Annotated in this window: 12 protein-coding genes; 1 reads left to right on the top strand and 11 read right to left on the bottom strand. The window is 60.3% G+C overall.

Going from position 1 to position 15,491, the window contains the following annotated elements:
• Positions 1-190: 190 nt before the first annotated feature.
• The 6 genes from AC1ECK_RS31190 to AC1ECK_RS31215 all read right to left on the bottom strand — a co-directional run bounded on the left by AC1ECK_RS31190 (position 191) and on the right by AC1ECK_RS31215 (position 7,990).
• Positions 191-2,188: a DotU family type IV/VI secretion system protein gene (locus AC1ECK_RS31190; protein WP_480326196.1), complete on the bottom strand. Its 1,998-nt coding sequence runs from the start codon at positions 2,186-2,188 to the stop codon at positions 191-193.
• 25 nt (positions 2,189-2,213) lie between these two features.
• Positions 2,214-2,732 carry a fimbrial protein gene (locus AC1ECK_RS31195; protein WP_480326198.1) on the bottom strand — a complete coding sequence of 173 codons (519 nt, stop codon included), beginning with the start codon at positions 2,730-2,732 and terminating at the stop codon, positions 2,214-2,216.
• A 35-nt stretch (positions 2,733-2,767) separates the two neighbouring features.
• The gene (locus AC1ECK_RS31200) at positions 2,768-5,584 is read right to left on the bottom strand and encodes a fimbria/pilus outer membrane usher protein (protein ID WP_480326200.1); all 2,817 of its coding nucleotides are present in this window, start codon (positions 5,582-5,584) and stop codon (positions 2,768-2,770) included.
• A gap of 36 nt (positions 5,585-5,620) precedes the next feature.
• Positions 5,621-6,397 carry a fimbrial biogenesis chaperone gene (locus tag AC1ECK_RS31205; RefSeq protein WP_480326202.1) on the bottom strand — a complete coding sequence of 259 codons (777 nt, stop codon included), beginning with the start codon at positions 6,395-6,397 and terminating at the stop codon, positions 5,621-5,623.
• Positions 6,398-6,492: 95 nt separating this feature from the next.
• Positions 6,493-7,038 (bottom strand): fimbrial protein, encoded by a 546-nt coding sequence (locus AC1ECK_RS31210; protein ID WP_480326204.1) that lies wholly within the window; start codon positions 7,036-7,038, stop codon positions 6,493-6,495.
• Between the two features lie 307 nt (positions 7,039-7,345).
• Positions 7,346-7,990: a response regulator gene (locus AC1ECK_RS31215; protein ID WP_480326206.1), complete on the bottom strand. Its 645-nt coding sequence runs from the start codon at positions 7,988-7,990 to the stop codon at positions 7,346-7,348.
• Between the two features lie 492 nt (positions 7,991-8,482).
• On the opposite strand from AC1ECK_RS31215, the gene AC1ECK_RS31220 reads away from it, so the two are divergent.
• Positions 8,483-9,295, top strand: coding sequence for an NAD-dependent epimerase/dehydratase family protein (locus tag AC1ECK_RS31220; RefSeq protein WP_480326208.1), 813 nt, complete (start codon positions 8,483-8,485; stop codon positions 9,293-9,295).
• Between the two features lie 91 nt (positions 9,296-9,386).
• Here AC1ECK_RS31220 and AC1ECK_RS31225 read toward each other — a convergent pair whose 3' ends face one another.
• From AC1ECK_RS31225 to AC1ECK_RS31245, 5 genes are all read right to left on the bottom strand, one after another.
• A complete protein-coding gene (locus tag AC1ECK_RS31225) occupies positions 9,387-10,739 on the bottom strand; it encodes a TRAP transporter large permease (protein ID WP_480326210.1) in 1,353 nt (450 codons plus the stop codon).
• Positions 10,740-10,745: 6 nt separating this feature from the next.
• Positions 10,746-11,225: a TRAP transporter small permease gene (locus AC1ECK_RS31230; RefSeq protein ID WP_480326212.1), complete on the bottom strand. Its 480-nt coding sequence runs from the start codon at positions 11,223-11,225 to the stop codon at positions 10,746-10,748.
• 171 nt (positions 11,226-11,396) lie between these two features.
• Positions 11,397-12,389 carry a TRAP transporter substrate-binding protein gene (locus AC1ECK_RS31235; RefSeq protein WP_480326214.1) on the bottom strand — a complete coding sequence of 331 codons (993 nt, stop codon included), beginning with the start codon at positions 12,387-12,389 and terminating at the stop codon, positions 11,397-11,399.
• A 529-nt stretch (positions 12,390-12,918) separates the two neighbouring features.
• On the bottom strand, positions 12,919-14,127 hold the full coding sequence (locus AC1ECK_RS31240) for a porin (RefSeq protein ID WP_480326216.1): 1,209 nt from the start codon (positions 14,125-14,127) through the stop codon (positions 12,919-12,921).
• A gap of 277 nt (positions 14,128-14,404) precedes the next feature.
• Positions 14,405-15,491, bottom strand: a 1,087-nt coding sequence (locus AC1ECK_RS31245; protein ID WP_480326218.1) for a dihydroxy-acid dehydratase domain-containing protein, incomplete at its 5' end; no start/stop codon positions are given.

Below are 15,491 nucleotides of genomic sequence, written 5' to 3' on the forward strand. Positions count from 1 at the left end.
ATAAAATGGAGGCGTGATAGTGCGACACGCTCCCGAAATTCAGACCTGCAATGCTATTGATCTTAAGCATCGAAGCTTCCCGCGGATATGGGCCATCGCCCAAATTGCCACCTTGTAAACCGACATGCCTGACGAGTCCATGCCGCTCACAGCAATTGCATCGTGATAGCGGCCCACAGAAGGCTTGCTATCAATGCACTTCGGAATCCGGAACGAGGATGATTTCGACGCGGCGATTCATCGCGCGCCCCTGCGGACTCTCGTTGCCGGCAACCGGACGCGTGTCGCCATAACCCTGAATCGCGAAGCGCGTCACGGACAACGAAGCGTTATCGACGAACCAGTCACGGATCGCTCGCGCACGCGCTTCAGAAAGTCCGAGATTCGCCGCGCTCGAACCGACGTTGTCCGTATGGCCCGCGATCAGAATCCGCTTGTCCGGATTCGCGCGAATCAGATCGAGAACGGTGCGCAGTTTTGCCTCCGCGCCCGGCTTGAGGGTGGTCTTTCCGCTGTCGAACAGCGACAGATCGTCGATGGTCACAACCGGCGACCGCATACTCCATGTCGATATGGCCTGCTTCGGCTCGATCTGCGGCCCATCGCCTCGATGCAGCCCCCAGCCAAGCGCAGTCGGCACACCGGTTTTCGCGTAGCGTTCCAGTTGGTCATACTGGCTGCGCAACGTTTCGAGGCGTGCGCGCCTGGCATCCATTTGAGCTGCCGGAGTGGTCAGGTAACCGTCGAGATCGCTGGCGACGTGCGCAACCATCCGGCTGTTCCTCCACGTCGATGCGCCGATCGACATGGCCAGTACGGCAGCGACGGCGGCAAGCGCGTGGGGGACAATAGAAACTGGCCTGCGCCGTTCTCTCGTGCTGACGCGGACCGCCTGCCTCGGAATGACATCGGGCAGAGGCAACGGCTGAGGCTGCGCTTGTGGTTGCGTCTTCAGCCCCATAGACGGTGGCTCCAGGCCCGTCTTGCCTGTCAGCCATCGCGCCCATGCGCCAGTGCGTGCCGGCGTGGAGCTGACGTCGGCCAACAGCAGGCCACGCAGCGAAAAAGGCGCCGTGTTCGCGAGCGATGCGAGTATCGACAGCAGCGCCGCGTCCTCGAGCCAGTCGAACACCGCATGCCCGAGCGCCGCGCTCGCGACGCCCCCTCGTTGCCCGATTGCGAACCAGGCCTGATCCAGTTGACACCGGATCGCGAGCACGTTTTTCCGCACGTTGTCGATTTGGGGTTGCGTGTTTGACAGGTCGATCAGGTTACCGAACCAAAGCGGCCTCGTGTCTTTACCGCTGTGCACGCGGAGGCGAGCGCAGATTGCGACGTAGCAAGGCAGCACACACGCGCGGAAGCGCGAGCTCTCGTCGAGCGCGTGCCGCCATTGCAAAAACTCGCGGCGCATCGCGGCCTCGTCTAAATTGCCGTCAGGAATGACAGGTATCAGCACGGCGTCCGGCAAGCGCTGGTGCGACTCCTGCACCGTCGTCATCGCGGCGGCCAGTTCCTCCGGCGTCTCGACGAGCAGCCACGTCGCATCGCCGTTGCGCCGTAGAACGGCACCCTTCTGACGAGACCTTCGATCGCTCGCGAACGCCGCTGCGGCATAAGGCCCTGCCACGAGGACGACAGGCAGTTCGCGCGCGGCCTCCAACTGAATCGCTTCGTTCTCGAGTCCTTTGCGCCGTTGCCCGTATATGGATAACGCGACGGCCTGCGCGCCGTGGTCCAGCATCGACCTCATGCGCAGGCGGTACGCGTCCGTGTCATCGCGGCCACCGTCAAAGCCCAAGTCCAGCACGATCCCGTACAGCTCCAACGCGGCGCGGTCTTGACGCCCGTTGCGCAGCGACGAGTCGATGCGTTCCCAGACCCGTTTAGCGCCGTCTTGCACGCCATGAAAGCGCACCTGCAACGGTTCACGCAGCCACTCGCCACGGCTCTCCGAAGGCAGCAAGCGCAACGTCAACTCGTCGAGCAACACGCATTGCGCAAGGCTCACTTCGTCGAGATCCGTCTTCGGAGATTCCGCGTCCTGCATGGCCTGTCGCAGTTCCTCGACAAGTGTGATGCAGCGCGCTCGCCAGAGATGGACCGCGGGTATCGAGGCGCCGCTGGACAGCAATGCGACATGCAGCGCCGTGGCGCGTAAGAGTGTGACGGGTGAATCGGAGATCATCGAACCTGAGTGCTGCCATGCGTTATCAGGGCACTTCGACGACGTAAGTCACGAAAGTGTTCACCACACCGGCAGTGGCCTGCCCGGTTGCGTAGTAGCTCGCTATGAAGTTAGCCGACGTCGGGGCTGTCGACGTGATCGGAATGACTTGCATCGTGCTCCGATCGCCGACCTTGATCGGCGTACCGTCCACGTTGGCGAGCATGACCTGCACATTGGTCGCCGACGCCGAACCGCTCACGGCCTGCGGATTCAGATTGCCGGTGGTCGGGTCAGTCGCCCCGCCGCTTTCGAAATACACGCGCGCGCCCGTCACTCCGCTCGGGCATTGCATGGAGATGTTGAATACCGTGGCGCCCGCGGTTACCCCAGCCGAGGAAAGGGAACGGGTCGAGAGAGTTGGCAGCGTCACCGTCAAGTCGTTCGAGCTGACCGCGCAAGTCGTCGCGGTATAGGTGCCGGTGAAATTGAGCGTGACTGAAGGGGACGTCTGCGCAATGGCGCCAAGCGGCGCAAGCATCGCGCAGGCTGCCATACCAAACATCAGGCCGGCAATCCGGAAGCAGTTCACAATATTCCTCATCTACCGGCCCCCATGAACGGTGCAATCTTCGAGCCCGAAGCATGATTCGCAGCACTTTTCGCGGATGGAGCCCAGATCAGCGACGGGTCGCAGCTCAGCTTGATGTGTGCCACGTTTGACAAATGCTCTTTGCCGGTGCCGCCGTCGTCCGGAATGGCGTAGGACATCACGCACTCATCAGTCTGGTCCGTGCTCCAGCGGGCGCGCAACTTGCCGTGGCCTTCGAGGCCGCGCAGGTAGGCGAGGCCACCCTGGCCGACAATACCCGCCGATTTCCCGGATTCGTCGAACAGTTCCGTGCCCATCGGCAATGCATGACCCCTGACGTCCTCGACCTCGGCGAATATCGGCTTGCCCTGTACGGTCGAGATCTTGACCTTCACGAGCGAATTGGCGCGCGGCACCACTTCCTCGCTCGTGTTGCCCAGTTCGACGTCGACGGGAACGTCGCTTGGGTCGAGCGCCACCGTATTGACGCGGTAAGGCATCAGCGACGACACCACCGCATAGCCGTTGCCGTCGATTCGCGCACCTTGGCCATTGATGACCCAGCCGCCCTCCGCGTCCTTCGCCTCGACCAGCGCGAACGCCTGACCAAGCGGCGGGCTCATTGTCAAACCGCCACTGTGTACGACCAGTGCACCGTCGGCGTTGATTGCCGCCTGACGCGTCTGGTTGCTGATCGACGCATTGCCGTTGTACGTGCCGAACGGTGCGCGGTACATCGCATAGGCACCCGTGGACACAGTCCGGCTGTCGCCCGACATGATCCGCGACCCGTTGACGCCGTAGCTGACCGGCGTGGGGCCACTCGTGTTGCCCGAAGCCGTCGTCTGGATCGTGCTGTCGCCGCCCGAACTGCGCGACAAATTAGTGGTCAGGTAGTCGAACGCATGACGCTTGTTGGAGTCGGCGCGGCCGAGCGGAATAGTGAGGTTCACGCCAACCTGCGTACTGATCTGCGAGTTCTGCCGACGCGTGCGTTGCGCATACAGCGAATAGCCAACCCGCTTGTGCGAGCTGTTGAAGCCAACCTGATACTGGAGGTCGTAGCCTTTCCCCGAGCCCCAATAGTTCTGTGAACTGCCCGCGACATAGATCGAACTCGACGAGCCGATCGGCTGATTGATATTCAACTGCAGGCGGCTACGCGTACGGTAGTCATACAGGTTCGCGTTGCCCCCCGTGCCGTTGCGCGCTTGGATTGCATCGCGCAGGCTGTAGAAGCGCGAAGTCGAATAGCGGTACGCAGCGACCGAAAAATTCGTATTCGGCCCGGGAAGCATCTTGCTATAGCTGATCCGCGTGCTGTAGCCGGGATTTCCACCGGACATGCCCTGCAGGTTCACCCTGGCCGCAGTCACGTCGAGCGCAAGAGCGCCTAGCTCGGTATTGAGCGCGGCGCCAATGAGACCGGCCCAATAACCCTCAGAAAACTGGCCGCCCGCATACCCGGTCAGCAGATTCGTGAGACCGCGTTGATAGATAGCCTGCGCCACCCACGGATGGACGTCGAGCAGCGTGTCGCGATAGATGCCGGTAGTCACATTAAAGCGCGACACGCCTGGTCGCAGCAACTGCGGTACCGAAGCAAACGGTACGAGAAAGGTTCGCTGATGTCCATCCGATTCCGTCACGGTCACCTGGAGGTCGCCGCCATAGCCGGTCGCCGGCAGGTCATTGAGCTCAAACGGACCTCGCGGCACACTGGTCTCGGCCACAATGACGTTGTTCTGGCGCACCGTGACGCGCGCATTCGTGTCGGCCACGCCGCGCACGACCGGCGCATACGAGCGCATCGAGTCCGGCAACATGCGATCGTCGCTGGCAAGCTGTACGCCACGCACGTTGAAGGAATCGAAAACATCGCCGCTCGTTGAACTGTCGCCAAGCGTCAACTGGCTCTTGAGCGCCGTAACGTCATGCTGCGCGAACAGTGCGACGCTTTGCCAATGGGCCGAGTCCGAGCGGTTTTGCCAGTTCGTCGTGGACCACTGGCGAAGACGCCAGCCGTCGATGTTGATCCCGGTTTGCAGGCCGAGAAAGACGCTGCCCAGATCCGTGCCGGTATTATTCTGGTGGCTCGTGTAGCCGGAGAAACTGTACTGCAGGAAACCGGCATTGATGCCGTTGTCCCATCGCGAAGGATCGACGTACCCGGCGACTTCCTTGCGCATCTCGATCTGCGGAATCGTCAGATCGAGCTTCAGATCGGATGTATTGAACGACACGACCGATCCCGGCACGGACTGCGACAACGGAACACACAACGACGAAGACGCTGAAATGTTCGTGCCGTCCGTTTGCGCTTCGTTGAGCCGTTTAATTACGCGATCGGAATCGACTCCTATCCGGTCGAGGCTGGACAGCGTGAAGCACGGCGCGGCAACATCCGAGCCCGGCACCGCCTGAAACAGAACTTCGAAGCGCCCACGCCCTTTGCCGTTCACGGACAGATCGAGTGGGTACAAACCAGGAGCTACCGGATTGCCGTGCGTGTAGCGCGACAGATCGGCGACGCTGCCCGTGAAGAACGCCGGATTAAACTCGACTTCCTGAGGAGGCTCGACGGGCGCCGCGTCGGGCAACCGGATCGCAGGAGCCTCGGCAGGCATCGCATCGGAGGTGGCGACCGTTTGCAGCAGCTCGTGCGGCACACAATTGCCAACCGCGTTCGCTTCGGAACCGTCGACCTCGCAAGCGTCTACGGCGGCACTGGCTGGCAACGCCCAGCACCCCGACGCCAGAATCGCAGCCCACGCCAATAGATGACATCGAAAGGGAGGTCGGCCGCACACTGGCCTGATCACCATATTGCTATCTCGGACGCCAGACATTCGGTAACCCAGTTATTGGTTTTTCTGTACTTCAGCTTTCTGCACGCCATCATCGAGCTGCGCTGAATCCTTGACCTCTGTGCCGAAGTCATTCAAGACCGTGTAAGAAACCGTTGTTGGCGCCTTGATATCGAGCTTGCCCGATTGCGACACGAAGTCGACGTGCCCGAATGGCGGTGCCATATCAGGTTTTAGGGAAATCTTCCTGCCACCCGAATCCAGTTCGAGTTTTCCGATCGAAATGTAGTATGGCGAAGGATTTTCCAGTTGAAGAACGTTCTCACCCTTGTCGTTCGACACGACATGCCACTTGAGCCTGGCGCGCTCCACAGTCGGATCGCCGGCCAGCGATGCTGGCCGATAGAACATCTTGATGCGCGTGCGAAATGCGAGCTGGATCATGTTGCGCTCGTCCGCATACTTGGGTTTGGGCGGAATTTCCAGCACGTTTAGCCAGTAGATCGACTCGCGGTCCTTCGGCATGTCCGCACCCGTGAACATGATGCGCAGTGCCTGCCCCCGATGAGGCTCGACCCGGAATACCGACGGCAGCAGCATGAAAGGCACCTTGATCTCATTCGGTGCGGCATCGGCATTGCCATCGTCCAGCCATGCCTGAACCAGGACCGGTCGATCCTCGACATTGTTCAGGCGAACATTGACTTCACGGCTTTGAGCCGGGTAAACCACGCGCGTCCCTGTAATGGTAATAGCGGCCTGCGCGGCAAAGGCGGTTACGCCGCATACGACTGCGGCAACAGCGAGAATACGGGACTTCATCGAACGCATGCGAATCTATTCCAGTTGACCGGGACACACGAACTGCGCCCCGGGCTGCCTCCCATTTAAGGGAACAGCCCGAGATCCACTCAGCTTTTGAGGGCTTAGTTGTAAGCCAACGTGTAGCGGACGATAGCCGTCACGTTACCGGCTGTGGTTGCGTCCGTTGCGTAGTACTGACCGCCGTAGCTCATCGTTGCGCCACGCGCAGCACCCGAACCCGTGATCGCCACGAAATTACCCGTGCTGCCGAGCAGCAGCGGAGTCGTGCCGTCGTTTTCCAGCAACTGGACGAGCACGTTGGCAGCCGGCGTCGCCGTTGCCACGTTCGTCGCGTTGCGAGTTGCCGGATCCATGCTGGTCGTTTCGAAATGCGAAGCGACCTCGTTCATCGTCGCCGGGCATTGCGAAACCGAAATCGTGAACATCGTCGAACCTGCTGTGTCACCACTCGCGGCCAGCGACTTCGTCGAGATAGTCGGCAGCGTGACCGTCTTGTCCTCATCGCCGGCGTTGATCACACAGGTTTCATCGATCAGTTGACCGTTAAACGTGACCTTGCCCGCACCTTCCGTGGCCTGTGCAAAAACCATCGGCGCCACCGACACTCCCATCAACGCGATCATCAGTTGCGCGACTTGCTTTCTCATTGATCCAACTCCTATTTTTTCCAAGTTCGAGACTACAAACCCTTGTGAATCCGGAGGCATCCAGAAGTCTTCAAGGCACAGGGATGATGCCGCCGGCCTGAACCGCTGTGAATGGGCCAATACCCAAAATTGCGCCTGACCTGGATAAACCTACGGCAACAAAGGAAGATCGCCACGCCGGCTGACAATGACAGTCGGTGAGCGGGGAACAGGAAAAACAAGGAGGACAACTACAGAAAATTTCAGAAAAGATCAGCAAAAAACTGGAAACGCATGTCTTAAAACAGAAGGCTGCAAAGAATTTCGCTCAATACAACTCGCGCATGATCGTGGCGAGTTCGACATCGTTTTTTGCGCCGAGCTTCTTCATGCCAGCGTTCTTTTGATTGCTAACCGTTTTCGGGCTGCGCTTCAGCCGCTCGGCGATAGCGCCTATCGACAGTCCGTCGCAAATCATGCGTACAACGGTCGCCTCTTTTTCCGATAGTCCACCCAGACGGGTATCACGTCTCGCTGCGCGGCCCGTTGTGGACAACAGCTTGTTCGCAAGCGAGCCAGGCAAGTAGACGCCTCGGCCCTTTACCGCACGAACGACGTCTGCAAGATTCGCGAAGTCCTCGCGCCCCTTGCCGACGAAACCGGCCGCGCCCGCGTCTAGCGCCGCGGAAACGATGTATGCGGAAGTATGCGAGCTCAGGAACACGATCCGCGTTGCAGGAGCGATGCGCTGGATCCGCTCGAGCAGGTTGAGACCGTCCGCGTACGGATCTCCCGCGAATTCGTAGTCGCAAATGAGAACATCCACCGGGATCTCGATCAGCAAGTCGAGCAATTTTCCGATGCACTCGCTTTGAAAGCAGACCTCCATGTCCAGACTGGACAGAAGAAGATGCTTAACGCCCTGCAGAATGAGCGGGTGATCGTCGGCGACACCTACTCTTATTTTCCTCATTTGCGCTCCACGGTCAGGTCGGTGTGAAACGGCCGCCTCCGTCTTTGCTGTTGCAGTCGCATTGCAACCTGGGCTCTTGCGGGTTCACCAATTCAGTCTTTTCTACTTCGGTGGACTATGCAAAAGCCGGCGACGAACAGATATCGAATAAATTCGAAAGAACGCGAGTCATCTGGATGTACCGCAATAAGGTAGGCAAAACTGGAAGACAGTGTCGTGATATGGATTCCTGCATGAGTAGCGAATAGAACCGCCCCCTTCGAGGCATGACCGACCGAAACGCCGCGTTCAAGGATGATTCAAAGTGCTCAGCTAGGCCAAATGACAGCACGAGCATCGACGCTGAACGCCATACTCTCTGCTTGTGAGGCGAGATGCATCGTCAGGCATTCTTGTTTATGCCAGGAGAAAACCCGGCTAAAATTCCGCTTGCTTGACAACTTTTCAGCCAATCGAAATGATTGGCTCAGACACTGGACAAGGATGAGACCTGTGAAAAAAATTGCATTGAGCGGCGCGGCGGGCCAGCTTGGCCGTGTGTTGCGCCAAGCCCTGCTCGAACGCGGAGCCAACCTGCGTTCGGCGGCGGGTTCGCGTCCACTGGAGCCGCTCGTTGCCGGCGAAGACGTCATGCACGGCGACCTGCGCGACCCGGCCGTGGTCGACCGGCTCATGGCCGGTGTCGACGTGCTGATCCATATGGCGGGTACCAGCGTCGAGCGTCCACTGCCCGAAATCATCGAGAACAACCTGCGCGGACTCGTCGAAGTATATGAGGGCGCGCGCCGCCACGGCGTACGCCGCATCATCTTCGCGAGTTCCAATCACGCCATCGGCATGCATCCTGTGGAGGACAAGCTCGCGCTCGACTGCGACTTCCGCCCGGACGGCTTTTACGGTTTGAGCAAGGTCTGGGGCGAAGCGCTCGCACGGATGTACTGGGACAAGCACGGCATCGAAAGCGTGTGTATCCGCATCGGCAGTTGCGTCGAGAAACCGACGGAGTTCCGTCACCTGAGCACGTGGCTTGGCTTCGAAGATCTGCTGCATCTGATCGAACAGTCGATCAACGTGCCCGATCTCGGCTATCAGGTGGTCTGGGGCGTCTCCAACAATACGCGCAGCTACTGGGACAACGCCGATGCCGCACGCCTCGGCTATCAGCCGCGCCAGAACGCCGAAGACTACGCCGCGGAGATTCTCGCCAAAACCAACCCGCTCGATGCAACCGCCCAACGGTATCAGGGCGGCAGTTTCGCCAGCTTCGATTTCACCCCGCAAGAGCGCAGGAATCCGCAGCGCTAACGCCTGACAGCATGGCCGCGTGAAACGACGCGGCCATGCTGAGTTGCACCGGCACAGCGGTGTTGCGAAGCGAGGCTTCTTCGCTAGCGAATCAGAACACCGGATGGCCGTTGATCAGGCTCGGCAACCACGTCGAAAACATCGGCACGTAAGTGACAATATTGATCGCGCTGAAAATAGCGAGGTAGTACGGCCAGGCAATCTTTGTCGTTTCCCCGATCGACACATCGCCAATCGCGCAGCCAATGAACTGCACCGAACCGATCGGGGGGTGAACGAGGCCGAGCGAGCAGTTCAGCAGAATCATGATGCCGAACTGGACGGGACCCACGCCGTAGTGCATCGCCATCGGCAGGAACAGCGGCGTGGTGATCAGGATGTGCGCCGCCATGTCGACGAACGTGCCGAGGAACACCTGAAGAATGTTGATGTAGAGCAGCATCAACCAGGGGATGGTCGTTGCATGTTCAAGCAGGTGTTGAATCGCGTCCGGAATTTCCAGGTAAGCCATCTGGAAGCGGAGCATGTTCGACACGCCGATCAACAGCAGCACCACGCCCGTGGTCCGGGTTGCACGGGCTAACGCCATGGAAAGCTTCTTCAGCGTCATCGTGCGATACACGACGAAGGTCAGCACCAGCGAATACGCCACGGCAATTGCAGCTGCCTCGGTTGCGGTTGCAATCCCCTTGGCCACGCAGGTCAGAATGATCAGGATAACGAGAAGACCTGGCAATGCGCCGACGAAAGTCTTCGCCACCATGAACCAGCCGGGAAATTTCGGCAGTTCGGACGAACCATCGGGACGGCGCGGGAACCTGTAGCGAACCGCCTGCCAGTACGCGGCGAGCAGCACGAACCCCATCACCCACAGCACCGGAATCAGGCCGGAAAACAGCAGATCGCCGATCGATACGCCGCTCACCGACTGTCCGGCCACAATCCCGGTGATCCCCTGCGCGGCAAGCGCATAGATGATCATGTTGGTGGAGGTCGGCATCAGCGCACCCGCCAGTGAGGCGTGGGTCGTGACGTTGACCGCGTAAGCCGCGCTATAGCCCTCGCGCTTCATCAACGGAATGACTACCCCGCCCATCGCCGAGGTATCGGCGGTCGGCGATCCGGACACTCCGCCGAACAGGGTACAGGCGACGACATTGGCCATGCCGAGGCCACCGCGGAAGTGTCCGACCGTCGCCTGGGCAAAGCGCAGGATGCGGTCGGCGATCCCGCCGTGCAACATCAGTTCTCCCGAAAAAATAAAGAACGGAACCGCGAGGAACGAAAACGCGTTGATGCCCGACACCATCGACTGGATGGCCGTCGCCGCCGGCAGGCCTTCATGCAGATAAGTCAGAATGCATGACAGCCCCAACGCAAACGAAACGGGAACCCCGAGCAGGAGGAAGACGAGAAAACTGATAGTAAGAATCAAAAGTTCCATGATTGATCACGCCCGCTTCCGCGCGAAGAGTTCCAATAGATGTTCGATTGAGAAGAGAATGGTGCAGGCACTGGCGGTGAATGGAATCGCGTAGCGGACGGCTTCCGGCAAGCCGAGAATTGGAATCTGGTCGCTGAACGTCGTCATTGCCATGTTCCATGCGCCGAAACACACCGCAATCGAAAAGGCCGCCACGCAAAGCTGCTGAAACACGGCCATCGCCACCTGACCTTTCGGCGGCAGCTTCTTGACCAGCGAATCGAGGCCGATATGGCCGCCATCGCGCACTTTCAGGGCGGCGCCGAAAAACGCGATGACGAGAACCAGCAACAGGCCAATCGGTTCGACATAGTCGGGCGCGTCGTCGAAGACATAACGCATCACCACGCTATACATCACCAGCACGGTCAACACAGCAAGGCAAATCGCCGCCACCACTGTCACGATGCGAGCGAGCACCCTGAGCGGGCGTTTCACGAAGTTCATCTATTCTTCCTCGTACATTCCAGGGCAGCCGCGACTGCTCACACGAAGCTGCCGGCACACCGCTGCAGACACGCCGCTAAACTCATCAGCAACACGACCGCCAACGACAAACGCCGGAAACCCCGAGATTGCTCCGCAAGGGTTTCCGGCAGCGCTAGCTATGAGAACGGTTTACTGGGTCGCCTCGATCTCGTTGACGATCTGCTTCATCTCCGGCGTCTTTTCATACTTCGCCCATACCGGCTGCATCGCCTTGACGAACGCGGCGCGGTCGATCTGCGCGGCCGGCGTGATCGTCACCCCCGCCTTGGTCACGGTCGTGACGCCCTCGCTCTCGCGCGCCGTCCACAACTTGACGTAGTAAGGCACCGAGTCGGCCGCCGCCTTGCGGATCGCGGTCTGTTCTTGCGGAGTCAATGTGTCCCAGATCTTCTTGGAGAACACCAGCACTTCCGGCGTCATCGAATGCTCGGTTTCGGAAAACTGCGTCGCCACTTCGTAGTGCTTGGTTTCTACATACGACGGAATGTTGTTCTCGGCCGCGTCGACCAGCCCCGTTTTCAATCCCGTATAGACTTCCGCGAAGGGCATCGGCGTGGGCGTGCCGCCCATCGCCTTGATTTCGTCAACCATCAGATCGGAAGGTTGCACGCGCACCTTGAGACCCTTCATGTCGGCCGGCGAGTGAATGGCCTTCTTGGCATAGATCGAGCGCGCGCCGCTCTCGTAGAACGTGAGTGCAATCATGCCCTTCGCTGCAAAGGCGTCAAGGATCTTCTGGCCTTCCGGGCCGTACATGACCTTGCGGAAGTGATTGACGTCGCGGAACAGGAACGGCAGCGAAGGGATCATCGATTCGGGCACGATGTCGTTGAACGCTGCGGCATTGGCGCGAACCATGTCTATCGCGCCGATCCGGACCTGGTCGATCGTATCGTTTTCCGAACCCAGCGCGCTGTTGCCGAAGACTTTCACGGTATCCTGGCCGTTCGTCTCCTTCGCAAGTTCATCGCCCATATACTTCAGCGCCATGGTGGTCGGGAAGGTGTCGCTATGCACGTCGGCAACACGGAAGACGTGTGCCTGCGCTGCACCAGCGCTGAGCGCGAGAAGCGAGGCGGCTACCATCGTCGACACACCGGTCAGGGCGAAACGTTTTTTCATCGTGTGATCTCCTCAAATATGAATCATCAATCGACTGTGTCTGTCGCGATTCGAACCTGCACCGGATTCCCTACCTTGAATCGCTCTACGGCTGCCGGCGTTGGACTGACATACCTGCCTCACTCTCGAATGGGCACAGTCGCTACGATCTATCCCCTGCTGATTTACAACCAGGCACAAGCCGCCATGTTGTAAGACAAGATGGGATTGTATTGATATCTTCCTCTGCTGCGGCCCAGGACATACCCGTACTTCAGGTTGATGATCAAGGACACAGAAAACGCGTTTCACGGGGGATCTGGCCAGTCCCGGCGGGGCTCCGGCGGCATCGTTTGGCATCCAGTCATTGCCTGGTAACGCTCAGACGAAACCGCTTGATGTCTTACAGATTGGAACAAGGACGAGCAGGTCCTGAATTCCGATCGGGAGGCAGCACGCAAGTTATGCTGACCACCTGCCACGAGCCGGCAAGTCTTGATGCAAGGGCGACGGTGTCATCCAACGCCGCCACCCTCGCCTTGCTACCGCATCAGAACTGGTGATTGATACCCACGGTCGCCGCAAACTGGCTGCGGCTCGACGCAGCCGATTGCTCGCCGATGGCCGCCGTCGCGGTGACGACCTTGCCGCCGTTGATAGTCTGGCCGTTGGCGCGCTGGAATGCTTCCAGCACGTAGATACGCGTGCGTTTGGACAGGTTATAGACTTCGGTCAGGTTGATCTGCTGGTAGCTCGCGGCATCCTGGACGCCATTTGCCTGCGTGGCGCGCGTGTAGCTATACCCCGCAGCGAGATCCCACGACACGACCGGGCGATAGTGCAGCACCGCACCGCCGGTATTGAAGATCGCCGTCGTCGAGAAGCCGGAATTGGGACCAGCAATGTATTGCACGTTCGAGTAGGATGCCGAAACATCCCATTGCGAGTTGAACTGATAACCACCCGTTACGGCGAAGCGCTGCTGTGCCGCTGCATTCTGATAGCCGTTCGTGATGCTCGACTCGCCCTGCTCACCCGTGCCCGAGTAGGCCGTCGAGCTGGAACTCCAGGCGCCGCCGCCGCTCGTCGCATTGTTAAAGCGTGCGAAGCCGACGCCGATGCCAGCCGCACCCGCCTGATACTGCGCGCCTACGCTCCAGGTCGACCCGGCGTTGAAGCTGCCGGCCACGCCACCCAATGCATACATGCCGCTCAGCTTCAGACCGCCAAAAGTCGGCGAGGTGTAGAGGAGCGAATTGTTGATGCGGTAGTCGGTATCGAGTGCGTCGAGGTCCCCCGGATGGGTGCCGAAGGCGCCGGTTAGCCACGGGGTCGGGCCGTACTGCGCGAGCATGTTGTAGTACGGCGTGTATTGGCGTCCTGCGGTGAACGTACCGTAGGTCGCATTGGTCAGGCCTACCCAGGAAGCACGATTAAACATCAGGCCGGATTTGCTCTGCGCCCCAGTGTCGGCGTTGAAACCTTCTTCGAGCTGGAAAATCGCCTTCGTGCCGCCACCCAGATCTTCACTTCCCTTGAAGCCGAAGCGCTCGCCGCCCCAGACCCCTTCGAGCATCTTGACCACCGATTGCCCGCCTTTGGTCGCACCGGTCGAGGGCGCCTGGCTGCTCAGATAGCCCACTCCCGTATCCACGATCCCATACAGGGTTACGCTGCTCTGCGCAAAAGCTCCACCCGTAGCGAGCATGGCTGCCATGCCGGCGACGGCTAACCCGGCATCTTTGTAACTCTTTTTCATCTGATCATCCTTTGTTGTCGTTGGAGTTATGGCGGCACGTCATGCCGCACGAAATTGCCTGGCCACCATCCGGCACCCAGTTATCGCTCTGGTCGCTACACATCCGTCGATATGCCGATCGTCAGATATGCAGTCCTTATCATCTGCTTCGCCGCCTGGTCTCCTGCGCGCGGTCTGACTGCTAAAAACGTGCTGCGAAAACCCGCTTTTCCCGAATGCCTTTCGAGGCTATCGCGGCTGTTTGAGGCACTGTGCTTCGAACAGCCGCACGGCTAACTCAGTGAATCTCCGGCTCGACCGCGCTGCTGCAGCTACCGGCTCCGTTTGCACCGTCGCGCTGCAGGAAGTCGAAGTCACACCCCTTGTTGGCCTGCATCACGTGCACCTGGTGCATCGCTCCGTAGCCTCGCGTGAAGCGCGGCGCCGGCGCCACCCACGCGGCCTTGCGGCGCGCCAGTTCCTCGTCCGGCACCAGCACGTTCAGCCTGCGCTGCGGCACGTCGAGCTCAATCAGGTCGCCGTCCTGTACCAGCGCAAACGGCCCGCCGATGAACGACTCCGGCGCCACGTGCAGCACGCACGCGCCGTAGCTCGTGCCGCTCATGCGCGCATCCGAGATGCGCAGCATGTCGCGCACGCCCTTTTGCAGCAGCTTCTTCGGTATCGGCAACTGGCCCCACTCCGGCATCCCCGGCGCGCCTACCGGACCCGCATGCTGCAGCACGATCACGCAGTTCTCGTCGATGTCGAGCGCCTCGTCATCGATGCGCGCCGCCATGTCGTTGTAGTCCCGGAACACCACCGCCCGCCCCGTGTGCACGTGCAGTTTCGGATCGGCCGCCCCCGGCTTGATCACCGCCCCGTCCGGCGCGATGTTGCCGCGCAAGACCGCCAGGCCATTGTCCGGCAGCAGCGGCGTCGCCCGCCGCCGGATCACGTCGTCATTGAAGATCTGCGCGCCTTCGAGGTTCTCGCCGATCGTGCGTCCGTTCACCGTCTTCTGCGTGCGGTCGATCAGCTCGCCCAGCTCGGCCAGCATCGCCTGCAGCCCGCCCGCGTAGAAGAAGTCCTCCATCAGGTACGCGCCGGTCGGGCGGATGTTCGCCAGCACCGGCGTGTGCCGCGAGATGGCGTCGTAGCGCTCCAGCGTCAGGTCGATGCCCGCGCGGCGCGCCAGCGCGATCATGTGCACGATCGCATTGGTCGAGCCCGACAGCGCCAGGCACGTCGTCACCGCGTTGTCGATCGAGCCGGCTGTGATGATGTCCGACGGCTTCAGGTCCTCCCACACCATCTCGACAATGCGCATGCCGGTTTTCGCCGACATCTGCGCATGGCGCGAATCGGGTGCGGGAATCGAGGCA

The organism is Paraburkholderia sp. SSBN10T, assembly GCF_056619545.1.